General features: G+C 70.9%; 21 protein-coding genes and 2 tRNA genes. 10 read left to right on the top strand and 13 right to left on the bottom strand.

The genetic code is table 11. The annotated features are described in order from the left end of the window. Positions 1–6 precede the first annotated feature (6 nt). Positions 7–630, top strand: coding sequence for a hypothetical protein (locus BJ982_RS09225; RefSeq protein ID WP_184878383.1), 624 nt, complete (start codon positions 7–9; stop codon positions 628–630). A 94-nt stretch (positions 631–724) separates the two neighbouring features. Beyond that, positions 725–4,024, top strand: coding sequence for an ATP-binding protein (locus BJ982_RS09220; RefSeq protein ID WP_184878381.1), 3,300 nt, complete (start codon positions 725–727; stop codon positions 4,022–4,024). Positions 4,025–4,056: 32 nt separating this feature from the next. Here the strand turns inward: BJ982_RS09220 and BJ982_RS09215 are convergent, their stop codons facing one another. The 8 genes from BJ982_RS09215 to BJ982_RS09180 all read right to left on the bottom strand — a co-directional run bounded on the left by BJ982_RS09215 (position 4,057) and on the right by BJ982_RS09180 (position 12,795). Further along, positions 4,057–5,640 carry an alpha/beta fold hydrolase gene (locus BJ982_RS09215; RefSeq protein WP_184878379.1) on the bottom strand — a complete coding sequence of 528 codons (1,584 nt, stop codon included), beginning with the start codon at positions 5,638–5,640 and terminating at the stop codon, positions 4,057–4,059. 160 nt (positions 5,641–5,800) lie between these two features. Beyond that, a complete protein-coding gene (locus BJ982_RS09210; protein WP_184878377.1) occupies positions 5,801–7,072 on the bottom strand; it encodes an MFS transporter in 1,272 nt (423 codons plus the stop codon). Next, complete coding sequence (locus BJ982_RS09205) at positions 7,069–7,464, bottom strand: DUF2237 family protein (protein WP_184878374.1); 396 nt, start codon at positions 7,462–7,464, stop codon at positions 7,069–7,071. Before BJ982_RS09205 ends, BJ982_RS09210 begins: the two co-directional genes overlap by 4 nt. Next, positions 7,461–9,023 (bottom strand): amidase family protein, encoded by a 1,563-nt coding sequence (locus BJ982_RS09200; protein ID WP_184878371.1) that lies wholly within the window; start codon positions 9,021–9,023, stop codon positions 7,461–7,463. Before BJ982_RS09200 ends, BJ982_RS09205 begins: the two co-directional genes overlap by 4 nt. Then, positions 9,020–10,285, bottom strand: a complete 1,266-nt coding sequence (locus tag BJ982_RS09195; RefSeq protein WP_184878369.1) for a YlbE family protein — start codon at positions 10,283–10,285, stop codon at positions 9,020–9,022. Before BJ982_RS09195 ends, BJ982_RS09200 begins: the two co-directional genes overlap by 4 nt. 118 nt (positions 10,286–10,403) lie before the next feature. After that, positions 10,404–11,096 carry a GntR family transcriptional regulator gene (locus tag BJ982_RS40320; RefSeq protein WP_203959345.1) on the bottom strand — a complete coding sequence of 231 codons (693 nt, stop codon included), beginning with the start codon at positions 11,094–11,096 and terminating at the stop codon, positions 10,404–10,406. After that, positions 11,093–12,040, bottom strand: coding sequence for a polysaccharide deacetylase family protein (locus BJ982_RS09185; RefSeq protein ID WP_184878366.1), 948 nt, complete (start codon positions 12,038–12,040; stop codon positions 11,093–11,095). Before BJ982_RS09185 ends, BJ982_RS40320 begins: the two co-directional genes overlap by 4 nt. A gap of 8 nt (positions 12,041–12,048) precedes the next feature. Further along, complete coding sequence (locus BJ982_RS09180; RefSeq protein ID WP_203959344.1) at positions 12,049–12,795, bottom strand: maleate cis-trans isomerase family protein; 747 nt, start codon at positions 12,793–12,795, stop codon at positions 12,049–12,051. 374 nt (positions 12,796–13,169) lie between these two features. Between BJ982_RS09180 and BJ982_RS09175 the strand changes: the two genes are divergently transcribed. The 8 genes from BJ982_RS09175 (at position 13,170) to BJ982_RS09140 (ending at position 22,391) form a co-directional block, all read left to right on the top strand. After that, positions 13,170–14,522, top strand: coding sequence for a nucleobase:cation symporter-2 family protein (locus BJ982_RS09175; RefSeq protein WP_221482291.1), 1,353 nt, complete (start codon positions 13,170–13,172; stop codon positions 14,520–14,522). Positions 14,523–14,583: 61 nt separating this feature from the next. Beyond that, positions 14,584–15,801 carry an aromatic ring-hydroxylating oxygenase subunit alpha gene (locus BJ982_RS09170; protein ID WP_184878364.1) on the top strand — a complete coding sequence of 406 codons (1,218 nt, stop codon included), beginning with the start codon at positions 14,584–14,586 and terminating at the stop codon, positions 15,799–15,801. Positions 15,802–15,833: 32 nt separating this feature from the next. Continuing rightward, entirely contained in the window at positions 15,834–16,028 is a 195-nt protein-coding gene (locus BJ982_RS09165) for a ferredoxin (RefSeq protein ID WP_184878362.1), read from the top strand. Beyond that, positions 16,025–17,263, top strand: a complete 1,239-nt coding sequence (locus tag BJ982_RS09160) for an NAD(P)/FAD-dependent oxidoreductase (RefSeq protein WP_184878360.1) — start codon at positions 16,025–16,027, stop codon at positions 17,261–17,263. The genes BJ982_RS09165 and BJ982_RS09160 overlap by 4 nt, the downstream gene beginning before the upstream one ends. Further along, entirely contained in the window at positions 17,260–17,778 is a 519-nt protein-coding gene (locus BJ982_RS09155) for a hypothetical protein (RefSeq protein ID WP_184878358.1), read from the top strand. Before BJ982_RS09160 ends, BJ982_RS09155 begins: the two co-directional genes overlap by 4 nt. A gap of 45 nt (positions 17,779–17,823) precedes the next feature. Next, positions 17,824–18,582, top strand: a complete 759-nt coding sequence (locus BJ982_RS09150; RefSeq protein ID WP_184878356.1) for an enoyl-CoA hydratase-related protein — start codon at positions 17,824–17,826, stop codon at positions 18,580–18,582. Positions 18,583–18,796: 214 nt separating this feature from the next. Then, positions 18,797–19,969: a serine hydrolase domain-containing protein gene (locus tag BJ982_RS09145; RefSeq protein WP_184878354.1), complete on the top strand. Its 1,173-nt coding sequence runs from the start codon at positions 18,797–18,799 to the stop codon at positions 19,967–19,969. A 205-nt stretch (positions 19,970–20,174) separates the two neighbouring features. Beyond that, positions 20,175–22,391: a hemopexin repeat-containing protein gene (locus tag BJ982_RS09140; RefSeq protein WP_184878351.1), complete on the top strand. Its 2,217-nt coding sequence runs from the start codon at positions 20,175–20,177 to the stop codon at positions 22,389–22,391. Positions 22,392–22,535: 144 nt separating this feature from the next. Here BJ982_RS09140 and BJ982_RS09135 read toward each other — a convergent pair whose 3' ends face one another. From BJ982_RS09135 to BJ982_RS09115, 5 genes are all read right to left on the bottom strand, one after another. After that, complete coding sequence (locus BJ982_RS09135; protein ID WP_203959343.1) at positions 22,536–23,186, bottom strand: ester cyclase; 651 nt, start codon at positions 23,184–23,186, stop codon at positions 22,536–22,538. A gap of 87 nt (positions 23,187–23,273) precedes the next feature. After that, on the bottom strand, positions 23,274–24,128 hold the full coding sequence (locus BJ982_RS09130) for an FAD-dependent oxidoreductase (protein WP_184878345.1): 855 nt from the start codon (positions 24,126–24,128) through the stop codon (positions 23,274–23,276). Between the two features lie 102 nt (positions 24,129–24,230). Beyond that, positions 24,231–24,494, bottom strand: a complete 264-nt coding sequence (locus tag BJ982_RS09125) for a hypothetical protein (RefSeq protein WP_184878343.1) — start codon at positions 24,492–24,494, stop codon at positions 24,231–24,233. Positions 24,495–25,241: 747 nt separating this feature from the next. Next, positions 25,242–25,315: transfer RNA gene (locus tag BJ982_RS09120), tRNA-Phe, on the bottom strand. A gap of 26 nt (positions 25,316–25,341) precedes the next feature. Continuing rightward, positions 25,342–25,416: transfer RNA gene (locus tag BJ982_RS09115), tRNA-Asp, on the bottom strand. Between the last annotated feature and the right edge of the window lie 63 nt (positions 25,417–25,479).

The following is a 25,479-nucleotide window of genomic DNA, read 5'->3' as shown; positions in this document are numbered from 1 at the left end:
ACCACAATGTCCAGAAAAGCCGCCCTCAGCGCGACCGCGACCGCGCTCGCCGTCGCCGGCCTGGTCTTCGCCGCACCGTCGGCGTCGGCCGCCGACACGCAGGTGACGCACGCTTTCCCCGTCGCTCCCGGCGCGACCGTGACCGTCGCCCGGACGTGCCCCGCCGGCGCTCCCTATCTGGTGCGGAGCGGGTTCCGTGCGGAGTACGGCCCGGGGGTGACGGTGACGAAGAAGATCGGGCGGGCCGCGGGCGGCGACGGCTGGGTCATGACGGCGGCGAACACGAACGCCGAGGAAGCGACGGTGACGGCGACCTACGGTTGCTCGGCGACCCCGACCACGTACCAGAGGTGGAACAACACCATGGTGCGGTCGAACGACCCGAAGCCGCTCACCACCCAGATGAACTGCCTCTCGGCCTACCCCTACTTCGACACGGGGATGGCCAACCAGGGCGGCACGTACACGTACTACGCGTCGCCCGAGCTCGCGGGCGGCGCGGGCGTCGCCGTCGTGGAGCCCGTCGGGAACCCGCAGCAGGTGTACGTGACGTTCGCCAGCAGCTACCCGCCCAGCACCCGCCCGGCGGTGGCCGAGCTCATCCGCATGGACTGGACCTGCTCACGGTGACCGCGCTCCGGCCGTAGACCATGTCTCGGGCGGCTCGGCGGCCTTCCCTCCCCTATGTACCGATGAGAGCGGCGAACTCTATGCTTCTCGGGAAATGGTGCATTTGCGGGTGCTCGGGCAGTTCCAGGCCGAGGTCGAGGGCCGCCCGGTCGAACTGGGCGCGCCGCTGCAGCGGGCGGTGATCGCGAGACTCGTCTGCGCCGGCGGGCACGTGGTCTCGACGGACCGGTTCATCGACGATCTGTGGCAGGGCCAGCCCCCGCCGAAGGCGCTGGCCGCGCTGCAGGTCTACATCTCCAACCTCCGCCGCGTCCTGGAGCCGGACCGGGCGCCGCGGACCCCGGCCACCGTCCTGGTGAGCGCCCCGCCCGGCTACCTGCTGCGGCTCGACCCCGACCACGTCGACGCCTGGCGGTTCCCCAAGCTCGTGGACGCGGCGGTGGCGGCGCTCAACGGGGGAAGCCCGGCCAGCGCCGTGCAGGTCATCGACGACGCCCTGTCGCTGTGGAGGGGACCCGCCTTCGCCGAGTTCGCCGACGAGGAGTGGGCGGCCCCCGAGGCGGCACGGCTGCGCGAGCTGAAGATCATCGCAGCCGAGTGCCGCGCGGAGGCCGGGCTCGCGCTCGGCTCTCACGCGGAGGTCGTGCCCGAGCTGGAACGCCAGGTCGCCGCCCATCCGCTGCGCGAGAACGCGGTACGGCTGCTCGCTCTCGCCTACTACCGCTCGGGACGGCAGGCCGACGCCCTGGCGGCGCTCCGCAGGACCCGGACCACCCTCGCCGACGAGCTCGGCGTGGACCCGGGCCCCGCCCTGAGAGCCCTCGAAGCCGACATCCTCGCGCACAGCGACGCCCTCGACGTGCCCAGGCTCACCGTGCCGATCCGTCCCGCCGCGCCCCCGGCCGCGCCGCCGTCCCAGATGATCGGCAGGACGGCGGAGCTCGCCCGGCTCGTCTCCGCCGCCGAGCAGGCCGGACGCGGTTTCCGGGTGGCATGGCTCGGCGGAGATCCGGGCGCGGGCAAGAGCACACTGGCCGACGCCCTGCTGCGGCGGCTGGACGACGACGGCTGGCAGGTCGCGGTCGGCCGGTGCCCCGAGACGCTCGGCGGGGTGCCGCCCGCGTGGGCGTGGAGCGAGGTGCTGCGCGGCCTGTTCGCCGTCCACCCCCCGGCCCCCGGCGTCGAGGCACGGCTCACGCCCCTCCTGCGGGAGGACTCCGCGCAGGCCGGCCGGTTCTGGCTGGCCCAGGCGGTGGGCGACTACCTGGAGAACGTGCCGGGGCCGCTGCTGCTGGTGCTGGAGGACGTGCACCGCGCCGACGACGCGACCCTCCAGTTGCTGCGTCACCTGGCCGCCCGGCTGGCGAACACCCCGGTCCTGGTGGTCCTGACGCACCGGTCGTCCGAGGACGGCGAGGACCTGGTGGCGACGCGGGCCGCCCTCACCGTCCAGACGGCGGAGAACGTGGCCCTGCGCGGGCTCGGCGAGGACGAGGTCCGCCGCCTGCTGCTGGAACGGTCCGGCGTGGCGGCCGACCCGGGAACCGTCCGTACGGTCACCGAGCGGACCGGTGGCAATCCGCTGTTCGTGGCCGAGACCGCCCGGCTGCTCGCGACCGAAGGAGCCTCGGCCGCCCATTCACTGCCCCCCGGGGTGCGCGATCTCATCCGCAGGAGGATCGCGCGCCTGCCCGCGACGGCGCGGACGACCCTGCGCAACGCCGCCGTCATGGGCAGGGACGCCGACGCCGACGTGCTGATCGCCGTCCAGGACGCCGACGAGGAGGCCGTGCTCGACGGCCTTGAGGCGGGCGTGGTCGCCGGGCTGCTCACCGAGCCGAGCCCCGGCCGGGTCCGCTTCACGCACGTCCTGGTCCGCGAGACCCTCTACGAGGACATTCCCCGGCTTCGCCGCGTCCGGCTGCACGCCAAGGTCCTCACCGCGCTGGAGCGGGTGCGACCGGGCGACCTCGGCGCGCTCGGCTACCACGCGCTGGCCGCCGCCACGCCGGCCACCGCCGTCGAGGCCGCGCGGTACGCACGGCGCGCCGCGGCCCAGGCCTCGGCCGTCTACGCGCACAAGGAAGCGGCCACCCTGCTGGAGAACGCCCTCGGAGCCCTCGACCTCGGCGCGGAACCCGCGGACGGCACCCGGCTGGACCTGCTGTGCCGCCTGGTCTCCGCGCAGGCGAGCGCGGGCGACCTCGTGCGGGCGGCGGTCAACCGCCGGCGGGCGCTGGAGATCGCCCGGTCGCTCGGCGACCCCGCGGCGATCGCCCGCGCCGCGGTGGCCAACGACGCGCCCGTGATCTGGATCTCGCAGGCCGACTTCGGGTTCGACGCCGACCTGGTCGAATCGCTCAGGAGCCGCCTGCCCGCCGCGACCGGCGAACTGCGCTGCCGGCTGCTCGCCGCGCTGGCCCAGGAACTGGTGGGCCACGACGACGAGGTGACGGAGGCCGCGAGCGCCGAGGCCGTCGAGATCGCCCGCGGCGTCGGCGATCCCCGGTTGCTGTGCCTGGCGCTCAACGCGCGCTACTGGGTGGCGTTCGTACCCGGCCACGGGGACGAACTGGAGGCGCTCGGGCACGAGCTGCTGGAGACCTCCGCGCGCGGCGGCCTGCTGGGCTACCAGACACTCGGGCACTACGCCCTGTGCAACGTCGCGCTCGGGCGCAACGACTGGGCCACGGCCCAGCGGCACGCCGCGCGGGCCGTCGAGTACTCCACGAACGGCCAGCTCGGCCTCGCGCTGGTCGCCATCGCCTACCTCGACGCCCTGCGCCTCCTGCTGGACGGCGAGTTCGAGCGCGCCGAGGCGGCCTACACGGTCCTCGGCGACCGGATGGACGAGGCCGGAAGCCCGAACGCCGCCGTCTTCGCGAGCATGAGCAAGCTGGCGGCACGCCTGGCGTGCGGCCGTGCCCACGAGTCGGTGGCCGAGTTCGCCGCCGTCCGCGACCGCGTGCCGGGGGCGATCGACGAGTTCCACGTCAGCGCGCTGGTCGCCGCCGGGCGCCTGGACGAGGCCCGGTCCGCCTGGCCGGCGCACCGCGGGCCGCGGCGGGACATCTTCCTGAGGATCAACCTGGCGCTGCGCGCGGGCAACGCGATGGCCCTCGGCTCCCGCGAGGTCGCCGAGGAGTGCTACCGCCTGCTCCTCCCCGCCCGGGAGGACATGATCGGCCTGCACACCTCCGCGATAACCCTCGGTCCCGCGGGCCTCACGCTCGGGCGGCTGGCGGAGTTCCTGGACGATCCCGCCCGCGCCGCGGAACACTACGCGACGGCCGCCGACGTCGCGGGCCGGATCGGCTCGCCCCACTGGCGGGAACAGGCCCTTGAGGCGCTGGCCGCGGTCCGGCGCCGCGTGCGCCGCGTCGCCGGTTCCTGACGCGGGCGCACGCGGCGCCGTCCGCTAGGCGCTCAGCCGGACGTCTTCGGCGCCGACGGCCCCGGAACGGACGGAGCGGCCCACGGGAGCCCGTCCGTCGGCCACGCCTCGGGCCGCTGCCGCAGCGCGGGACCGGCTCCGCCGCCTACGGGACAGCGGAAGCCGCGCGGGGGCACGGTCAGCGAGATCAGGTAGTCGTCGATGGGCACCGTGGCGCACTCCTCCTTGCCGTAGATGCGGTGCCCCCAGCCCTCGTAGGTGAGCAGTCTCGCCTTGGGGCCGAGCTGGCGGGCCACCTCGGTGGTCCAGGCGTACGGCGTGGAGGGGTCGTGGATGGAGGTGCCGAGCAGCAGCGGAGCGCTGCCCGTGTACCGCAGGCGGTGTTGCGGGTTGCTCGTCGGGTGGCCGAGGCAGACGGGCAGGTCCTCGATCGGCATCGGGTTCAGGCGCATGTCGGGGGCCAGGCGGGCGTTGCTCCGCAGCAGCGCGGCGTACTCCTTGTAGTTCCGCACCCGCAGGTTGTAGTCCTCGCACAGGACGGCGGTGGGAAGCTGGGCGACGTCCCCCTCCACCGGCTGCCGGCCGGGCAGCGGAGGCAGCCACGACGACGGCGGCCCGCCGTCCAGGTAGCGCAGCATCTCGCTCAGCAGCTGCCAGGCGGGCCCCTCGGTGCCGAGCACGCCCTGCCACAGGACCTGCACCTCGGTCATCGGACGGTCAGGGACCCCCGGGTAGTACAGCTCGCCCTCGCGCGCCTTGGCCAGCAGCCGCTCCCACACGACCCGCACGTCCTGGCCGTGCAGGGCGCAGTTCGGCTCCTGGTCGCACCAGCCGGCGAACTCGTCGAAGGAGTCCTCGACGGCGGCCGCCTCGGTGTCGAGGAACGCCTTCACGCCGAGGCTGTGGTCCATGTTGCTGTCCAGAGCCAGGGCCCGGACGCGGTGCGGGAACAGTTCGGCGTACATCTGGCCGATCAGCGTGCCGTAGGAGACCCCGTAGTAGGTGAGCTTCTCCTCTCCGAGCGCGGCGCGGATCGCGTCCATGTCGCGGGCGACGTCGACCGAGTCGACGTGGTCGTACAGCGGGCCGGTGCGGGCCCGGCAGTCCTGGCGCAGCCTCTTGGAATAGGCGGTCCACCTGTCGAAGTCCGCCTGGCTCTTCATGATCGCGTACGGCATCTGGTTGTACACCGACGCCGAGCAGATGACCGGGTGGCTGCGCGCCACGCCCCGGGGGTCGAACCCGACGAGGTCGAACCGCCGCTGGATCTCCTCGGTGAAGAAGCCCGGCGCGTTGTAGGCGAACTCGACACCGGACCCGCCGGGGCCTCCGGGGTTGATCACCAGAGATCCGATCCGCGCCGCGGGATCGGTGGCCTTGCGGCGGGCGAGGGCCAGGTCGACGGTCGGCCCGCCCGGCCGGTCCCAGTCGATGGGGACGGCCAGCGTGCCGCACTCGGCGGCCGGCTCCTCCTCGCAGGGCGCCCAGGAGATCCGGCCCTTCCCCGCGTCCCCCGACGCCTCGTCACGGGTGTCCGCGCTCGCGGCGGTGGTGGCGGGTAACAGCGCCACCACCGCGACCAAGACGGCCGCGAGCAGGGAGTACTTAGGTCGCACAGTGCTCCAATCGTCGTCGGCCGGCCCCCGTGCGACACCCGTCGGAACATCCCCGTCGACGGCCCCGTGACCGGCGGCGCGACAAGCGGCCACCACGGGCGTGCCACCGCGAAGCGCCCGGCCGAACCGAATTTCCCTTGGGCCGTCCTATCACGAAAGATCAGGAAATTTCCGCAGGATTCCGTTCGTGGGGCGCCATTCCGTTAGGGCGTAGTGCCGCCAGCCGGCGCCGCCCGAGGCCGCTGGCCGTGATGCCCACGCCGGCCGCGCCGAGCGCGATCAGGAAGGCCGCGAGGGGGCCGTACCGGTCGGCGAGCGTGCCGGACAGCAGGGCGCCGATCGCGTAGCCGACGACGACGGCGGAGGTGAGCAGCGTCATGACCCACGAGATCCTCGCCACGGGCACCGTCATCTCCGCCTGGGTGTAGGCGGTGACGAGGATCGGCGCGATCGTGACGCCGGGCAGCACGATCAGCAGGCCGAGCGGCCACAGCCCGCCGGCCTGCAACCCGCCGACGATCGCGAGAGGCAGGGTGAGGACGGCGAGCAGCACGAAACCCGCCTGGAGCCGGCGGGCGAGCGGGAAGGACGCGGGCAGCATCGGCACGAGCACGCCGGCGAGGGCGCTGCTCAGCCCGAGCACCGCGTAGATCAGCCCGGCCGCCCCGTCGGCGCCGGCGTCGACCGCGCGCCAGGTGACGCCGGCCTGCACCGCGCCGAAGTAGCACCCGAGGCCGGTCAGCCCGGCGGCGAGCAGGAACACCGGGACGCGCAGCACCGGGGCCGCGGCGCCCGCGTCCCTGCCCCGGCCCCGGGCGACCGCGGCGGCCGTGGGATGCAGGGCGAACGCCACGCACGTCGTGACCGTGAGCCCGGCGGCCACGAGCACCGCCACCGGAGGCGAGGTCGCCGACGCGATGACGCCGACCAGCGCGGGACCGAGAACGAACGCGAACTCGTCCCCGGTCCCCTCGAAGCTCATCGCCGCCGGGAAACGCGCCATGGGCAGCCGTCCGTGGTGGGCCAGCGCGGTCCAGCGGGCCCGGGACAGCGGGCCGACCTGCGGCACCGAGAAGCCCGCGACCGCGGACGACAGCAGCGCCGCCCCCGTGGGCGCGTCCCGCGCGACGCACACCACCAGCAGGACGAGGGCCGCCGTGTGCAGCAGCGCCGCGGCCAGCCCGGCCGGCCGGTGCCCATAGCGGTCCGCCGCCCGCCCGACGAGCGGCCCGCCGGCCGCCTGCCCCACGGCGAAGGCCGAGGCCGTGGCGCCGCCGAGCGCCAGGGAGCCCGTGGCCCCGCTGACCAGCAGCAGCGCGCCGAGCTGCCCCATGCTCGCGGGAACGCGGCCGACCAGCGTGACCGCGAGGAACCAGGGACCGGTGGTGGCGGGCAGGGCCGAGTAGGCGCGCAGCGCGTCCCAGCGGCTCACCGCGCGGTGTCCCCGCCGTCGCCCGCCCGCAGGTCCACCCCGTACTCCATCAGCGCCTCGCGCGGGATCACCTCCAGCGCCCGGATGTCGGTCGCCGCGAGGTTCACCGGGCAGGCGCGGCCCGCCAGGTACGCCTCGTACCACTTCGACGCGATGACGCACCAGTGGTCGCCGGGCTTGAGCCCGGGGAAGGCGAGGTCGGGCCGGGGCGTCGCGATGTCGTTGTCCACCGTGGTCTGGAAGGCGATGAAGCCTTCGTCGACGATCGCGCAGACCGTGTGCCCTTTGGGGTTGTCCGGGCCGGTGTGGCAATAGCCGTCCCGGCGGTATCCGGTGATCGGGTCGAAGCCGCACGGCCGGAGCGGCTCGCCGAAGACGTTCAGCGCGGTCATCGTCCGCTCCTCGCGACGGGAAGTTCGTCCTGCGCCTCGGGCAGGTCGTGCGGTGGTGGCGGGCAGCGGAAGACGCGCTCCTCGAACTCGGCCGCGACACGGGCCAGGCGCGCGTCCGTGCCGGGCCGTCCGACCAGGAGCATGCCGACCGGCAGCCCGTCCACGAACCCGCAGGGAACGCTGAGCGCGGGGTGCCCGGTGAGGTTGAACACGCAGTTGTTGTCGTGCATCTCGAAGGGGAGGTCGGTGTCGATGACCGCCGCGCGCGGGTCGGCCGGGAGCGGGTGCGGCGGCATCGGGACGGCAGGCAGGACGAGCAGGTCCACCGCGCGCAACGCGTGGTCCACCTGGTCGCGCAGCCGCGCCCGCACCTGCTGCGCGTACGCCATGACCTTGCCGTGGGTGGCGTCGCGCAGCAGCGTGGCGCCGACGAGCGCCAGCACCCCGCCGACCGGGATGTCCTCGGGGCTGCGGGCGAGCGCCCGGCCGAAGGTCTCCCCGAAGTTCGGGTGGTAGGGCCCGAAGTGGTTGTTGCCCTGGAGACGGGACTCGAAGACGGTGGTGAGGCCGCCCTCGATCGAGATGGGCAGGTGGACGTCCCTCCCGTGCCGGTGCAGCGGCACCGACACCTCGGACACGGTCAGCCCCAGCCGTTCCAGCGCCCACGCCGACTCGCGGACCACGCCGTCCACGCGCGGGTCGGAGCGGTCCGGCCAGCCGAATCCCTCGGCGAGGACGCCGGCGCGCAGCCCGGTGACCGCGCGGGCGTACCCGTCGGCGTGCGAATCGCGCGCCGTGGGGGGCGTGGCGGCGGCCTCCAGGAAGGGGACGAGGTCGGCGGCGGCGCGGGTGAGCACGCCGATGTGGTCCAGCGTGCGCTCGGTGGGCATCGCGCCGTCGTACCCGACGATGCCGTACGTCGGTTTGAGGCCGAAGACGCCGCACCAGGCGGCGGGGTTGCGGACCGAGCCGCCGTGGTCGGTGCCGATGCCGTAGTCGGCCTGCCCGGTGGCCACCAGGACCGCGGCCCCGCTGGAGGACCCTCCGGCCGCGCGGCGCGGGTCCCAGGGATTGCCGACGGGGCCGTGCGCGCTGGTGAAGCTGGACCCGGAGTAGCACAGGTCCTCGCAGACCGACGTGCCGGCGATGACGGCGCCGGCGTCCCGCAGCCGGCCGACGACCGCCGCGTCGGACCCGGGGACGAAATCGGCCATGAGGCGGCTGCCCAGGGTCATCGGCACGCCGCGCACCGCGATCGACTCCTTGACGGTCACCGTCCGCCCGGCGAGCGGCCCGGTTCCGTGCCGCCCGGGGTCGTCCACCCGGTAGAGCCAGGCTCCGTAGGGATTGTCCGGGCCGCGCGGGACGCGGGTGACCGCGACGGGCGGGGGCTCGGGGGCGCGCCCCTCGGTCGCCAGGTCGCGCACGCGGCCGTAGGCGTCCCGCATCCGGTCCAGCGCGGGGCCGAGCCGGCCCACCAGGTCGGGGTCGAGTCCCCACCGGGCGGCGACGGCGGCGAGATCGGCGGGCGTGAAGGCGGGGATGCCGGTGCCGCTCACGCGTGCGCCCCCTCGGTGGCGGCGGCCCGTCCGGCGTGGCCTTCTTCCTCCAGCGCCCTGCTGGCCGCGGCGAACGGCTCCACCGGGATCGGGGTGATCCCCGCGCCGACCCGGCCGCGTCCCGGCTCGCGGTGCGCGAGGCCGTTGTTGATGACGGGTTCGACGCCGGTGGCGCGCACCTTGTGCACGTCGATGCCGAGCGGCGTGCCGCGGAAGTCCTCGCCGGGGATGAGGAAGCGTTCGCTGGTCCCGGCGCAGACGGTCCGCATGCGCCGGGTGATCTCGTGGGCCCGCGCCGCGTCGCCGCCGACGAAGGACATGATCGCGGGCGCCGCGGTCATCGCGAAGGCGCCGAAGCCGGCCGTCTCCGCGATCATCGAGTCGCCCATGGTCGGCGTGACGTCGTCGAGGGTGGCCCCCTCCACCAGGACCGGGTCGCCGACCGGCGCGGGCACGGTGAACCAGCGGTCGCCGAGCCCGCTGACGCGGATGCCGAACTCCCGCCCGTTGCTCGCCATGGCCGTGACGACCGGGCTACCGGGGACACCGCTCGCCGCGAGCGTGACCGCCTTGGCGGCCGAGATCGCGAAGGGCAGGGCGAAGTGCCCGTTTCCGGCGATGAACGCGACCACCTTCGCGATGTCCTCGCGGTCGAAGCGGCTGCGCAGCAGGCCTGGGATGAGCGCGGCGAGCAGGGCCGCGGTGGTCGCGACCAGCCGGTTGTGGCAGTCGTCGCCCCGCCGCAGCCCCTCGGCCACCAGGGCCGGCAGGTCGAGGGGGTCGGAGCGCCGCACGGCCTCGTCGAGGGCCGGGGCGAGCACGTCACCGAGCCACCGCAGCCGGGCCAGCGTCACCTCGTCGTACGACCCGTAGCGCATGGCGCCGCCGATGCCCTCGTTGAGCGGGGAGAACGTCCGGATGCCGCCGGGGGTCTCGGCGACCACGACGGGGGTGTCCGGCGTGATGATCCCGGCCATCGCCCCGACCGCGCCGGCGTCGTGACACGGGCTGATGCTCACCTCGCCGCGGTCGATGATCGCCTCGGCCTCGGCGGCGGAGGCGGCCTCGCGTTCCAGCAGCAGGCCCGCGATGATGGCGCCCCGCATGGGCCCGGGGACGGCGGCGAGCTCGATCGGCGGCCCGGCGTGCAGGAAGCGCCGCGGCCCGACCTGGTCGGTGGCGTCGCGCGCCTTGCGGACGTGGCGCAGATGGACGGCGGTGCCGTCGAGGGCGTCGAGGGTCTGCTGCGTGGCGTCGGACATGGTGGAGCTCCCGGGGGAAAAGGGCAGCGCGGCAGCGCGAGATGACGGTGGGTGGGGACACGGCGGGAACGACCCGTCCGCCGTGGGAGAGGGCGAGGCGCGGACGCCTGGGTGTCCGCTAGGCGGAAGGGGCGCGGTGCTGCCGCTCGGCCAGGAGGTTCCGCACGATCTCGCGGTTCAGCCGGGCATGCCTGCGGGCACGCTCGGCGGCGAGGTCGGCCGCGCCCGAGGCGATCGCCTCGAACCACGCGGCGTGCTCCTCGAACAGGTCGTACGGGTCGCCGGTCTGGCGCAGCAGCCAGTGGAGCCGCCCCTGCAGCGGTTCCAGCACGGCCTGGAGCAGGGTGTTGTGGGACAGCTTCAGGATCTCGTCGTGGAAGGCCTCGTTGGCCTTGCCGAGGGCGATGCGGTCCCCGGCGTCGAGCGCCTTGCGGCCACGGTCGAGGATGCCGCGGACGCGCCGCAGCTCGGCCTTGGTGGCCCGGGTCGCCGCCTGCTGGCTGGCCAGGACCTCCAGCGCCTCCCGCACGTCGAACAGCTCCTCGACGTCCTCGGCGGACAGTTCCACCACGACCGCGCCCCGGCGGGGGATCGTCCTGACGAACCCCTCGGTCTCCAGCGCCCGGATCGCCTCGCGCACCGGCAGCCGCGAGACCCCGAGCTGGGCCGCGAGCTCGGTCTCGACGAGCCGTGTGCCGGCCGGGTACACGTCGTCGATGATGCGCTGGCGCAGCTCGTCGCGGACCCGGTCCCTGAGGGGCTTGTAGTCGGCGTCGATGTCGAAACTCGGCGCGTCAGCCTGCCTGCTCACAGGGCCGTCTCCCCGGTGGTCCGCCTCGGTCCAGGACCGCTCCCGACCGGCGCCGGCCGCTCGGCGCCCTCGAAAGGATAGCGCCGCCGGAAGTCGTCGGCCGCCGCGTCGAAGGTGGTGAACTCGACGCCGGGCAGGTCGAGCCAGCTCTCGAAGAGCCGTTCCAGCATCAGCAACACCTGCGGCCGCCCGGACACGTCGGGGTGCAGCGTCATGGGGAACACCGCGTAGTCGAGTTCGCGGTAGACCCAGTCGAACTGGTCGCGCCAGAGCTGTTCGACGTCGCGGGGGCTGACGAAGCCGTGGCTGTTGGGGGACTTCTTGACGAACATCATCGGCGGCAGGTCGTCGACGTACCAGTTGCCGCAGAACTCCACGAGGTCCACCTCGTCGCCGTGCCGGAGGGGTTTCATCCAGTCGTCGGCGCGGCGGCTGTAGTCGATCTTCGTCCATTCGTCGCCCACGCGGGCGTAGAAGGGGTGGAAGTCGTTGTAGTTCTGCGAGTGGCCGTAGGAGAAGCCGTACTCCTTGAGGAGGTCGGTGGTATTGCGGCTCATCTCCCACCAGGGGGCGACGTAGCCGCGTGGCGGGCGTCCCCACAGCCGCCGGATCAGCTCGACGCAGCGGCCCAGCACGTCGCGTTCCTGCTCCCGGGACATGTCGATGGGGTTCTCGTGGGAGTAGCCGTGCGCCCCGATCTCGTGCCCCTTCTCGGCGACGGCCGCCATCTCGGCGGGGAAGGTCTCGATGGAGTGGCCCGGGATGAACCAGGTGCTGCGCAGGCCGTACCGCTCGAAGAGCTGGAGCAGGCGCGGGGTGCCCACCTCGCCGGCGAACACGCCCCGCTGGATGTCGTTGGGCGAGTCCTCGCCGCCGTAGGAGCCGAGCCAGCCGGCGACGGCGTCGACGTCCACGCCGATGAGGATCTTTATGTCCTTGGCCATGGGGTTTCTCATCTCTGCGTGAGGGCCGCGGGCGGGCGGGCGAGCAGCCCGCCGTACCCGGTGATCGGTGTCGTGTCCCCGGCCAGTCCGAGGGCGTGCCACAGCGTCGCCGCGACGCTGTCGACCACCAGGACGCCGGTCCGGCTCTCCCATCCGGCGGCGAGGTGCGCGGCACGCACGTTGGTGCACACCACCGCGACGGCGTCGCAGCCGGCGGCGGCGAGCCCGCCGAAGGCGTCGTCGAGCTCCGCGTCCGTGATCAGCGCGAAGTCGTAGTTGGTGGTACGGCCGAAGTGGCGCGCCACGTGGACGGGGAAGCCCTGGCCGGCGTAGTGCGCGGCGATGGCCGCGCCGACGTCCGGCGTGTACGGCGTGAGCAGGCCGAGGCGCCGGACCGCCCGGGTGCGCAGCGCCGTGAGGATGGCCAGCGTCGAGGTCGTCGCGGGCGTGCCCGCGGCCCGCGCCATGGCACGGCACAGGCGCTCGTCCCGGTCGGGACCGAGCCACGAGCCCGAGGTGCCGTTCCAGGCGACGACGTCGACGCGGGCGTCACCGAGGAGCCGGGACGCCTCGACGAAGGAGTCCTGCCCGAACTGGCGGGTGTCGGCGGGATCGAGGCTGATGCTCGTCACCCGGAGCCGCGTGAAGTGGACCGAGACGTCCTGCCGGGTGTCCAGCAGTGCTCCGGTCACGGGCTCCACAACGGTGTTGGACGACGGGGTGATCATGCCTATCCGCCGCGCGGTCGGCCGCACGATGCCTCCGCTCGGTGAGGGGGAATGGGTGTCTGACGGTGGGTCAGCGGGGATACGGTATACAGGATCCTAAGCAGCGAACGGCAGGGAAACAAGCCGTTGACAGTGATATAGGGCGCCCTTAATCTCCATATACCGCAGTACCGGATCCCCCTCTTTCACGGCTCTCGACGGCAACCTCGACCGTCGGATCAGCGAGGATTCCTGCACGCGCAGGAATCGACACACGTCCGCCCATAGCTCCGGATCATGGCCCGCGTCGACGCCGCCGGAGGGACCAGGGCGCGTTTCCGCTCAGTGCCCAGGAGACCGTCGTGTCACCTACCGTCCGCGCACCCCAGTCAGCGGCTTCCCGTCGCCACCCGGTCGACGAAGTGCTGCCCATCCCCCAGTTGTTCTTCTTCGGCCTGCAACACATGCTGATCATGTACGCGGGCTGTGTGGCCGTTCCGCTCGTGCTCGGCGCGGTGCTGAAACTCGACACGCACACCATCGCATTGATCGTCAACGCCGACCTGCTGGTGGCCGGAATCGCGACCATCATCCAGAGCCTCGGGCTGACCCGCTTCTTCGGCATCCGGATGCCGGTGGTCGCGGGCGCCTCGTTCACCTTCCTCACCCCGATGATCCTGATCGGCTCCGAGTACGGCCTGCCGACCATGTACGGCTCGATGATCGCGGCCGGCGTGTTCGGGATACTGATCGCCCGGCCGTTCTCCAAGGTGCTGCGGTTCTTCCCGACCCTGGTCACCGGCTGCGTGATCACGATCATCGGGCTCTCGCTGATCAAGGTGAGCGCCGACCTGATCATCGGCTCCGACCCGGCCGCGCCGACCTACGCGAGCGTGCGGTACATCCTGCTGGCGTTCGCCGTCGTGGCGATCATCGTGCTGGTGAACCGCCTGTTCAAGGGGTTCGTCCGCAACATCTCGGTGCTCTTCGGCCTCGCGCTCGGGGCCGTGATCTCCTGGTTCATGGGCCTCGCCGACTTCTCGTCCGTGGGCGGCGCCAAGTGGTTCGGCTTCTCCACGCCCCTGCAGTTCGGGGCGCCCGAGTTCCGGATCGTCCCGATCATCGCGATGTGCGTGGCCATGGTGGTGGTCTTCAGCGAGATGACCGCGTGCGTCCTCGCCATCGGGGACGCCGTCGGCAAGAAGGTCACCGACAAGGACATGGCCAGGGGACTGGCCACCGACGGCCTCTCCGCCCTGCTCGCCGGGTTCATGAACTCCGTGCCGGACTCCACGTTCGGGCAGAACGTCGGCCTGATCAGCCTCACCAAGATCAAGAGTCGTTACGTCATCACGGTCACCGGCCTGCTTCTGCTGATCATGGGAGCCATCCCCAAGCTCGGCGAGCTCGTCGCCGGCCTGCCCGGTCCCGTGATCGGCGGCGCCGGCCTGGTGATGTTCGCGATGACGGCGGCCGTGGGCATCCAGATGCTGCAGAAGGTGGACTTCGAGGGCAACCAGAACCTGCTGATCGTCGCCGTCGCCCTCGGCGTCGGCATGCTGCCGGTCGTGGTGCCCGCCATCTACCAGAACTTCCACCAGGACGCGCAGTTCATCCTCGGCAGCGCCATCACGGCCACCGTGCTCGTGGCGCTGCTGCTCAACCTGCTCTTCAACCACCTGCTGGTCCGCGAGGACCCACCGGCGGCCGAGGCCGTCCCGAGCGCCGACGCCCATGAGAGCCCCCGGACACCCGTCGTGGACGGCACCGGCTGACTCTCGCGCCCCCCGGCGTCACCGCACAGATAACGCAGTACCCCTAAGGAGCACCACGATCATGGGTCAGGCGCCCGTTTCAGCGAACCTCCGGCGGATCCTCAAGGTCATCGAAGAGGGCTCCCGCGACATGGCCACCGGCTGGAACCTTCCCCGCGAGTGCTATGTCGATCCGGAGTTCTACGCCTTCGAGCAGGAGTCCATCTTCATGCGGCAGTGGCTGTGCCTCGGCCGCGTCGACGAGATCCCGAAGCCGGGAGACTTCGTCCGCGTCGACATGGGCGACGAGCCCTTGATGATGGTCCGCGGCAAGGACATGGAGATCCGGGTGCTCACCCCGGTCTGCGCGCACCGGGCCCACCTGGTGTGCGAGGGATCGGGGAACACCGGCAGGCTGTTCCGCTGCCCGTTCCACGCCTGGACCTACGGACTGGACGGAAACCTCATCGCGGCGCCCTCCATGAACGACACCATCGGCCTCAAGAACCTGAAGGGAGAGGCGTACCTGCCCTCGCACCGGGTCGAGATCTGGAACGGCTTCGTCTTCACCAACCTCGACCCGGACGCGAAGCCCCTCGCGCCCACGCTCACCAAGCTGACCGCCGAACTGGAGAACTACCACATCGGCGACATGGTGAGCATGCCGGTGGCCGAGCTGCGCGGCAACAACTGGAACTGGAAGTCCCAGCTGGAGAACGGCATCGAGCCGTACCACAGCGCCTACCTCCACGGCATGCTGCACGACTTCGCGCACGTCAGGCTGACCAGCTTCGTCGACATCGGCCCCGACGAGGGCGCGATCTACCACCCGACCGGCTTCTATCACCCCGACGCCGGTTTCAACCCGACCACCAAGGCCCTGCTCCCGGTCATCCCGACGCTCGGCGAGAAGGAGCGCAACCAGGTCATCTTCGCCTCGATCCCGCCGAACCTGGGCTTCGGAGCGGTGCCGGAGGGCCTGTTCTACTACCTCGTCCTGCCGGCCGGGCCCGAGCACATGAACCTGCGCATCGGCCACCTGTATCCGGAGGAGTCCACCAAGCACCCCCGCTTCGAACAGCTCTACAAGATCGCTCAGGACGGTCTCGTCCTCTTCCACCAGCAGGACGCCAGCTCGGACCTCTCCCTGCAGAAGGGCATGCGCTCCCGTTTCCGCCGTCCCGGCCGCTACTCGTTCCAGGAGGAGTCGCTCCTCCAGTTCAACCAGTGGCTGCTGAAGCGCTACCAGGACTACGTGGACCTGGTCGACGGCGGCCTGGAGACCCCGGCCGCCCTCTGACGCCGAGACATCCCTTCGCGTGAGGACACGACATGAAGATCACTGTTGACCGCAACCTGTGCGACGGCAACGGCGTGTGCATGGGGATCGCCCCCGACGTCTTCGACGTCGACGACGACCTGACCCTGCACGTCACCGACGAGATCCCCGACGACCCGGACGTCCACGCCCAGGTCCGGCAGTCGGTCACCTCCTGCCCCGTCCTCGCCCTGACCCTGGTGGAATGAGCGTGGCCGGCGACACCTCACAGACCATCGTGGTGGCCGGCGGCTCCCTCGCCGGCCACACCGTGGTCGCCGAACTCGACCGGCGCGGCTTCACCGGCGACGTCGTCTGGGTACGGGGCCCCGAGGGCACGGCCCCGTACTCCCGGCCCGCCCTGTCCAAGGAGCTCATCCAGGGCAAGGTCACCCGGGACGCGATCCGCCTGCCGATCCCGGAGCGGTACGGCCTGCGGCTGCGCGTCCTGGACCACGCGGTGTGCGCGCGGCTCGACCCGGACGCCGACCGCGTGCTGGTCACGCGTACGGCGGACTCCGGGGAGGAATGGATCGCCTTCGACGCCCTGTTCGTCTGCACCGGGATGCGCGCCCGCGTCCCCGCGGCGTTCGCGGGACTGCCCGGCGTCCACTGCCTGCGCACCCTCGCCGACGCCGAACGGATCAAGGAGCGGCTGGCCGGGCGGCCCCGCACGGTGGTCGTCGGCGCGGGGCTGGTCGGCAGCGAGATGGCCGCCTCGTTGCGGTCCTGCGGGCTGCCCGTCGAACTGGTCGTGCAGGGACGGCTGCCGATGGAGCCGGTGTTCGGCGCCGAGCTCGGGCGGTTCTGCCTGGACCGGCACCACGCCCACGGCGTCACCGCCCGGCTGCGCACGACCGTCACCGGCCTGACCGCGGCCGGGCCACATGACCCGGTCGTGCTGACCTACGACGACGGCGAACAGACCTCGGCGGAGCTGGTCGTCCTCGGGCTCGGCGCGGTGACCTCCTGCGACTGGCTGGACGGCTCGGGGCTCGACCTCTCCGACGGTCTCGGTTGCGACGCGGCGCTGCGCACCGCGCGGCCGAACATCTTGGCGGCCGGGGACGTCGCCAACTGGAGGCACCCGGTGTTCGGGCGCCGGATGCGGGTGGAGCACTGGAGCAACGCGTCGGCGCAGGCCCGGCACGCCGTCGAGAGCTGGTCGGCCGGGCGGGAGGGCCGCGAGCCCGCGCCCTTCGCGGACGTGCCGTACTTCTGGTCCGACCAGTACGGGCTCAAGTACCAGATGGTCGGCCACGCGCACGGCCACGACGAGGTCCGCGTCGAGAGGACCGGGGCGGACGGGTACCCGTTCGTGACCTACTTCCGGGAGGGCCGGGTCGTCGCCGCCGCGGGGGTCAACACGCCGCGCGCGGTGATGCGGATGAAGGCGCGCATCCAGTCGGAAGGAACGACCACCCAGGGGGTGTACGCACGGTGAACGTCGATCCCGCCGGGGACGGCACGGGGCACGCGAACGGCGGCGCCGCGCTGCCCGAGGTGATCCGCGACCACATGTGGTCGCTGCTGAGCGACCGGTACCGCACCAACCGGCGTGCCTCTCACGCGCCGGCCGAGGACGAGTACCTCCACGACCGGTCCTTCTGGCCGGCGTTCACCTTCGAAGGGGTGGACTACACCGTCGAGGACGGCAAAGACCGGCTTCTAGTGACATTTCATGACACGGACCTACCGGACACCACCCTCGGCTTCCGCGTCGACCTGGACACGGCCATGGCCGAGTGGACCCGGCGGGTGGGCGGGCGGATTCCGCGGGAGCACCCGGAGATGTTCGCGGCGGAGCTGATCTGGTTCATGGTCTGCTACATCGGCGTCGCCGACCTCGACGGCGCCACCGGGACGCCGCGGTCCCCGCACTGGATCAACGACGGCTCCGAGATCTTCGGAAAGCTCAGGAACAACCCGAACATGGACACCTTCGAGTCCCATCACTGACGCCCGCCGCCCCCGCCCGGGCGTACCGAAAGGCCAGGACCACCCATGGCAGTTGTCGAGATCGAAAAGCCCCGCGACGGCGTCGCGATCGTCCGGCTCAACCGGCCGGAGGTGCGGAACGCGCTCAACACCGAGGTACGCGAGCTGCTCGCCGAGGCCATCGACACGCTCAACACCGACGACGACATCGGCGCGATCGTCCTGACCGGCGGCGACACCGTCTTCGCCGTCGGCGCCGACCTGAGCGAACAGGCCGAACGCGACGTGGTCGGCGCGATCCGCGCCTACACCCACCAGGCGTTCTGGTACAGCGCCAAGCCGGTGATCGCCGCCGTGAACGGCGACGCGTTCGGCGGCGGCAACGAGTTCATCCTCCAGTGCGACTTCGTGATCGCCGCGGAGAACGCGCGCTTCGCCCAGACCGAGGTCACCATCGGCCTGGTGCCCGGCGGCGGCGCGACCCAGCGGCTGCCCCGGACCATCGGGCGGCAGAACGCGCTGTACGCCCTGCTCACCGGCACGCCCATGAGCGCGGCCGACGCCCACCGCCTCGGCTACGTCTCCGAGGTGGTCGAGGGCGACGCCATCGACCGCGCCGTGGAGCTGGCCGCGCTGATCGCGTCCCGCCCGCGCCTGGCCGTACGGCAGATCAAAGAGGTCGTACGCCTCGGCCTGGACACCTCCTTCGAGGCCGGAATCGCCCTGGAACGCCGGGGTTACCAGCTCATGTTCGGCACGAAGGACCTCCGCGAGGGCTTCGCCTCGGTACGCGAGGGTCGCCGGCCCAAGTTCACCGGAGACTGACACCACGCCGCAGTGCTAACAAAGAGATATGCGGGAGGAAAAAGGCGTCGATCACCCTTTGTGGCTCCCAGGGACACCGGCAAGCCCCTATAAGAATGGCCCGTCAGGGCGTTCTCGAACGGAACTCCCCGCGCCCGAAGAAGTGCCGATATTTCGGGGCAGCAGACGTTCAGGGGAGAAAATGCCCAGGTGCCGTGACGTTGTCATATCGCTAGTGCTCGGCGCCGCGCTCACCGGCGCGGCCGTCCCCGCGGCCACTCCCGCCGACGCCGTGGCCGCCGGAGGCGCCGTCGTGACCGGCGGCGCCGATCACACGGCCACCCGGAACGCGGCGCCGGCGCGGCAGGACGATCAGATCACCGCGGAGATGCGGGAGTACCTCAGCGATCTGGCGGCGAAACAGCGGTTCACCGGCTCGGCGCTGGTGGTGCGGCGCGGGAGGGTGCTGGTGCGTTTCGCCGCCGGCGAGTCGGACGAGGAGCGGCACATCCCCATCCGCCCGGACACGGTCTTCCGCATCGCCTCGGTCACCAAGCAGTTCACCTCGATGGTCGTGCTGAAGCTCCGCGACCGGGGGCTGCTCGGCCTGGACGACCGCGTCTGCCCGTACCTCGTCCCGGCCTACCTCGAAGCCTGCCCGAAGGCGTGGCGGCCCATCACGATCCGCGAGATCCTCACCCACACCTCCGGCATCCCCGACATCCAGCAACTGCCCGGCTTCTATCGCAAGCTCTCCCAGCCGACCACGACCCGGCGGCTCATCCAGCGGTTCGTGCACAAGCCACTGGACTTCAAGCCCGGCACCTGCTGGGAGTACAGCAACTCCGGCTACATCCTGGCCGGCGCGATCATCCAGAAGGTGACGCACAGGCCGTACGGCGCCGTACTGCACGACGAGATCACCGGCCCGCTGAAGCTCCGGCACACCGGCTACAGCAGGGGAAACCCGCCCGACGGGTACGCGAAGGGCTACTTCACGGTCGGATCGCCGGCCCCGCCGATCAACGGCTCGCAGGCCTTCTCCGCGACCGGCGTCTACTCCAACGCCGACGACATCGTCCGCTGGGACCGGGCGTTCGGCGCGTACCGTGTCGCGCCACCCGCCACCGTCAAGCAGGCGTTCACGCCCCAGGCGCCGTGCCCCTCCGCCGGCTGCCTCAACCTTCCCTCCACCGCGTACGCCTTCGGCTGGCTCGTCGACCGGCTCGAAGGCCACCGCCTCCGCTACCACCCCGGCCTCCTCCAGGGCTACGCCGCGAGCAACATGTACCTCCCCGACGACGACATCGCGGTGGTCGTCCTCAGCAACGTACAGGACACCGACACCAACGGCATCGCCCGCCACCTCGCCACACTGGCCCTTGAGACCTCCGACTGCGACTCCTGAGCGCGGAGCGGTCGCTCGCACCCTGCGAGCCGGCCAGACAATCCTGACCGGCGACGCACATCACACTCACCTTCATCTGCCGGCGATTCGATGGCTTCATGATGTGATGGCGGTCTTTCAGGAACAGGTGTGCCGTGTTTCGGGAACGTTGCGAATTCACCCTGCCGTTCCGGTGATCCACCACGCACACGAAGGGTAATCCGACATGCCCCTCCTCGAGCCGATGACGACCCTCGACCTGACGAAGCAAGAGGGCTATGAACAGGACTATCTCCAATTCATCAGAGCCCTCCGCAGGGGTTTGACCAGGAACGGCTCTCTCCAGTTCGGGACGTACACCCGCGACGGCGAGACCCGCGTCGTCTACCGCGTGGACGACGCGGCGGATCCGACCACCAGGGACGGCTATTTCAGCGTCCGGCTGACCGCGGGCGACGGCGGCGCGGTGGACCTCTACATCCGGCGCGACAATCTCTACAGCATCGGGTTCGCGCAGGTGGACGCCCGGGGAAACGCTCGTCGTTTCTACTATTTAGGCGGCGAAGACGACAGACGCAGGGTGGGGGCACTGGACCTCGTCCCCGATCGCGACCTGGTAGGTCTCGGCATCGGGGAGAACTACCAGGACCTGGAGCGCGCCGCGGGGACGGGGCGAACGAGCATCACGATGTCCCGCTCGGGCCTGGACCAGCGGGTCAGGGATCTACTCCTGGATTCTCCGTCCACCGCGCAGGCGGCCCAGGGCATCCTCCTCCTGACGGAAATGATCTGCGAGGCGACCCGCTTCTACTACATCTCCCGGGCCGTCCACGCGGCCTGGAGCCAGTACACGAGCGTGGACGCGGACACCAGGCGCCAGATGAGCGACCTGGAGCGAAACTGGCAGGTCATCAGCCTCGACATCCAACGGCGTGGCGAGAACCCCCTTCCCGCGGACGACGCGAGGACCTACCCTCCGCTGACGGTCGGCACGCTGACCTTCACGACCGTGTTCGAGGTCGCGGCGGCGCTCGCCGTCATGTACCTGAAGACCGGTTCCGCCGGCCGAAGCGGATACGCCGATGCCACCGTCCTGGCCGCGGCCGACGACGGCGACATCCGATACCCGGTGATCGACGCCGCGGTCAACCTGCGGGACAGCGACAACGCGGTCGTCTTCTTCCAGGCCAACGAGATCATGCTGTACGACGTGTCGAAGGACACCATCCTCGTCGGCCCCTTGCCGATCTCGTACTCGTGGCCGGCGCTGGCCGGCACCGACTTCGCCGACGGCGTGAGCGCGGCCACCGCCATACCCGGCGCCACGGCCACCCTCTGGCTGTTCCGCGGTTCGAAGTACGTCCGGTACAGCGCCACCGACCAGAGCATCCTCGTGGGGCCGAAGGAGATCTACGACGGCTGGCCAGGCCTGCGGGGCACCGCGTTCGTCGACTACATAGACGCCGCGGTGAAGGACCCGAGCGGCGCCAACGCCGTCTACCTCTTCCGCGGCCCCGAAGTCGTCCGGTACAACCTCGACAACGACACGATCACCGGCCCCAGCCTGATCACGAACGCGCTGCCGGGCCTGGAGCAGACCGATTTCGTCCACGGCGTCAGCGCCGCACTCGCCTGTCCAGGCTTTCAGAACCAGGTGTGGCTTTTCCGGGACGACGAATACCTGCGCTACAACACGTACGACTGTCAGATCCGGATCGAGCCCAAACCGATCGCCGCGGGGTGGTCGGGATTACAGAACAAGCTGTTCGTGGACCGCATCGACGCAGCCCTCCCCCACCCGACCGCGAACGACGAGATCTGGTTCTTCCGTGACGGCTACTATCTCCGTTTCAACGCCACGAACAATGTCATCAGCCACGTGGTGACCCCGATCGCCGAAGGATGGCAGGGCCTCAAGGCGCACGGCGAGTTCACCCGGCGGATCGACGCCGCGCTGGAGAACCCGCAGAACAGAACCCAGGCCTGGTTCTTCCACGGGCACTCGTATCTCACCTACGACGTCGAGGCCGACTCGGTCGTCCGGGGCCCGCTCCTGATCGAGGACGGTTGGGCCGGACTCGGATCCGCGGGCTTCGACCACATCGACGCCGCCGTCCCGGTCCCCGGCAGCCCCGACGACGCCTGGCTGTTCAAGGACGACCAGTACCTCCGCTACAGCCTCACCTCGTCCCATGTCCTCATCGGACCGAAGCCCATCGAGGCCGGCTGGGCCGGCCTACGAGGCACCGGCTTCGCCGAACGCATCGACGCCGCCGTCCGCTACACCGGCCCCGAGTCCCAACTCTGGCTCTTCTCCGGCAACGCCTACGTCCGCTACGACCTCGGGAGCGACAGCATCGTCATCGGCCCCAAGGCAATAATCAACGGCTGGAACCTGAACCTCCCGGTAGCCCCCTTCCCAAAGCCGACCACCGCGGACTGACCGTCGCTCCTCCGAACAGCGACGCCGCTTTCCAACTCGTCGGCCGGGTCACCGGACGGTGAACTGGACGCCGCCTGCTGCGCGGCGGCCACACCCGGTACATCATCCCGGCCGGCGCCTGGAACCTGAAGCAGGCCCGCGCGATCATGGCTCGCCGTGCGCCACCGGGCAGCCGCCGGTCAGCTTGCCGAGGAAGCCGTTGGGGTCGTAGTAGTGCTCGACCTCCACCAGCCTGAGGTCGTCGGACACTTTGGCGACGCTGACGCCGTACATTTCGACCGTCTGCCCGTTGGGCGGGAAACCGTGGTACTCGCCCTCGAACACGCCCCAGTGACGCCATTTGAAGGTGACGACCGGTGGCGGGCTGAGCACTTCGAGCACCTCCCAGAAGAACCCGCCGGGAAACGCCTTGTGGAAGACGTGGTGAGAGGAATCGAAGGTCTCCTGTCCGCTCCGGTAGAAGACGCTGTCTCCGATCAGGATGTTGTAGCTTCCGATCTCCGCGATATCCGCCGCCGTGGCCCACGGACCGCCGTTGACATTGGTCCGGAAATGCTCGGTCACCATCGAGACCCAGGTCGCCGGATCCTTCTTGTGCGAGACCTCCATCTCGAAGACCTGCACGATCCGCTCGACCACGGCCTCCAGCGAGTCGGGCTCGAACCGATGCGTCCGCTGCCGCGGCATGACTTCCCGCGAAAGGTCGTAGTCGGGCAGACCGTCGCGCCATTCACTCAAGTCCGCGGCGGCGACCACGGCGGAACGCCCCTGAAGCCATAACGGTATTTCGGACAAGACAATTCCATCCTTCCGGCCCATTGTGACAGAAAGTGCCTAAGCCGATAAATCCTCGTATATACGTCTTGTACCGTCAAGCACCCTTCAGCGCAGGGCGACGGTGGCGCGCAGGGCGGCCCGGAAGCCGGACGCGGCGGCGAGCTCCATGTTGCCGAGGTCGCCGAAGTAGTCGCCGCAGAAGTGGACGCCGACGTCGGTGCGGCGGCTGTGGCGGAGCATCGGTTCGAAGGAGAAACCGGGCCGGCGGTAGGGAATGCCGTGTTCCCAGCGCTGGATCCTGATCTCGCCGAGGTTGCCGCGCAGCTGAGGGAACACCGCGACGAGGTCGTCGGCGTAGCGCGACTCCACACCGCTGTCCTCCAGGTCCAGCATCCTGCGTGCTCCGTCGCCTCCGGCGTACACCATGAGGCTGCCGCCGGGACGCCGGGCGCGGCCGGTACGCAGTGGGTTGGCGTGGTTGAACAGCATGTCGAAGGACTGGTCGGTGGCGGTGAGCGCGTAGATGTGGTCCCACGGCATCGGACCGCGCTCGGTGGTGATGACGCCGGCGCTGACGAAGGGGCCGTACCTGACGTCGGCCAGCACGTCGGCGACGTCCCCAGGCAGGCCCTCGACGACGCGGTGCGAGACGTACGCGGGCGTGGCCATGATCACCTGGCGGGCGCGCAGCGTCTTCTCCTCTCCACGCTCGCGCAGGGTGACCGTGACGTGGCCGCCCGCCTCGCGGACCCTGGTCACGGAGGCGCCGTAGCGCACCAGGTGCCCGAGCTCGGCGGCCATCGCCTCACCGAGCCGGCCGGAGCCGCCCTGGAGGTTGTACGACAGCAGGCTCTTGCGACCCGCCCACACGCCACCGAACAGCGCGCCGCCGGTGCCCGCGCTCTGGTCCTCCAGCTCGGAGGCGGCGCGGTGCCCGGCCGCGCGGAAGATGCCGTCCACCCGGGCCGGCGGGCGGCCGATCAGCTCGCGGAACGACCGGTCGGCCAGATAGCCGCCGAAGCGGGCGGCCGCCCAGCCGGGCCGTTCCCGCTGGGTGTCCTGCTATACCTTGACCGCGCCCACCGCGCGCAGGCCGACGTTGGCGAGGGCGACCCGCTCGCGCAGCGACAGGGGCAGGGTGAACGGGTAGATCTCGACGCGTTTGCCGGCGTACACCCTGCCGGCGAAGGTCAGCGCGAACTTGGCCCCCGGAATGCCGATGGTCTCCAGCCCGAGGGCCGACGTCATCCGCTCGACGTGTGAGCCCGCGCCCGGGAACAGGTGGGCGCCGAGGTTCATCCAGTAGTCGCCGCGCGGCAGCGACATCAGCCATCCGCCCAGCGGCCGACCTCGGCGACATGCGCTTCCACGACCTTCGGCACACCTGCGTAACCCTGCTGCTCAACCTCGGCGTCCGCCTCAGGTCGTCCGCGACATCGTCGGCCACAGCGACATCGAGGTCACCATGACCATCTACGCCCACGCCTCCCTCGACGACAAGCACGCTGCCCTACGCAGGCTCGGGGACGCCTTGAGTTAGAACCATCAGCAATGACGCCCCGTCGCCGTTTTGGCCGGCGTCATTGCTGTTGCAATCGCCGCTGCACATGCTTGGGAAGAAGCGGAAGGTAGTCGTAATCGAGCGCATCCAAGCACTCACGGACCCACTGTGCCGCTTGGTCATCAGGTTCCAGCTCGCGAAGATGAAACTTGATGCTTTCGACCGCCCGAGCTTCCCGCTCCCGTTTACTCCCTGGACGCAAGTCCGCGGGGAGGTTGTGGCAGACGTCCGCCATACGCCTGATCTCCGCAAGGCAGTCGAGCGCCTTCGCTACACTCCCGCTCTCCAACTCTCGGCGAACGAGATGTGTTCGCGAGCGGATCCCGATGAAGCCCAGGGCCATCAGCCGTCGTACGGCGTCCTCAGCCGTCAAATCGCCGACGCGCTTCGGCCGTCTGCGTACTAACCACATGAGCGCAGCTTGGCAGACCTTACTGTCCGGATTGCTGTCACTGGAGATCAAAAACGCCCCGTAGCACGAATGCTAGGGGCGTTTTGGCTGCTTATTGAGGTGGTCAGGGGCGGGGTCGAACCGCCGACCTTCCGCTTTTCAGGCGGACGCTCGTACCGACTGAGCTACCTGACCCGGTGGTGGTATTACACCTACCAGAGCGGTCCTGACGGGACTTGAACCCGCGACCTCCACCTTGACAGGGTGGCGAGCACTCCAAACTGCTCTACAGGACCTTGCTAGCTGCCCGGAGCGCCGCTCCTGGCTGTTTGTGCTCGCTTAGCCTACCAGTTCTTCGG

The organism is Sphaerisporangium siamense, assembly GCF_014205275.1.
GTDB classification, from domain to species: Bacteria; Actinomycetota; Actinomycetes; order Streptosporangiales; family Streptosporangiaceae; genus Sphaerisporangium; species Sphaerisporangium siamense.
This window is presented reverse-complemented; position numbering and strand designations above follow the sequence as displayed.

What these genes read in the sequence shown, in the direction of transcription:
- BJ982_RS09225 (WP_184878383.1), top strand. Translation starts at nt 7, where the DNA reads ATGTCCAGAAAAGCCGCCCTCAGCGCGACCGCGACCGCGCTCGCCGTC.
- BJ982_RS09220 (WP_184878381.1), top strand. Translation starts at nt 725, where the DNA reads ATGGTGCATTTGCGGGTGCTCGGGCAGTTCCAGGCCGAGGTCGAGGGC.
- BJ982_RS09205 (WP_184878374.1), bottom strand. Translation starts at nt 7,464, where the DNA reads ATGACCGCGCTGAACGTCTTCGGCGAGCCGCTCCGGCCGTGCGGCTTC.
- BJ982_RS09195 (WP_184878369.1), bottom strand. Translation starts at nt 10,285, where the DNA reads ATGTCCGACGCCACGCAGCAGACCCTCGACGCCCTCGACGGCACCGCC.
- BJ982_RS09185 (WP_184878366.1), bottom strand. Translation starts at nt 12,040, where the DNA reads ATGGCCAAGGACATAAAGATCCTCATCGGCGTGGACGTCGACGCCGTC.
- BJ982_RS09170 (WP_184878364.1), top strand. Translation starts at nt 14,584, where the DNA reads ATGGGTCAGGCGCCCGTTTCAGCGAACCTCCGGCGGATCCTCAAGGTC.
- BJ982_RS09165 (WP_184878362.1), top strand. Translation starts at nt 15,834, where the DNA reads ATGAAGATCACTGTTGACCGCAACCTGTGCGACGGCAACGGCGTGTGC.
- BJ982_RS09160 (WP_184878360.1), top strand. Translation starts at nt 16,025, where the DNA reads ATGAGCGTGGCCGGCGACACCTCACAGACCATCGTGGTGGCCGGCGGC.
- BJ982_RS09150 (WP_184878356.1), top strand. Translation starts at nt 17,824, where the DNA reads ATGGCAGTTGTCGAGATCGAAAAGCCCCGCGACGGCGTCGCGATCGTC.
- BJ982_RS09140 (WP_184878351.1), top strand. Translation starts at nt 20,175, where the DNA reads ATGCCCCTCCTCGAGCCGATGACGACCCTCGACCTGACGAAGCAAGAG.
- BJ982_RS09125 (WP_184878343.1), bottom strand. Translation starts at nt 24,494, where the DNA reads ATGTCGCTGCCGCGCGGCGACTACTGGATGAACCTCGGCGCCCACCTG.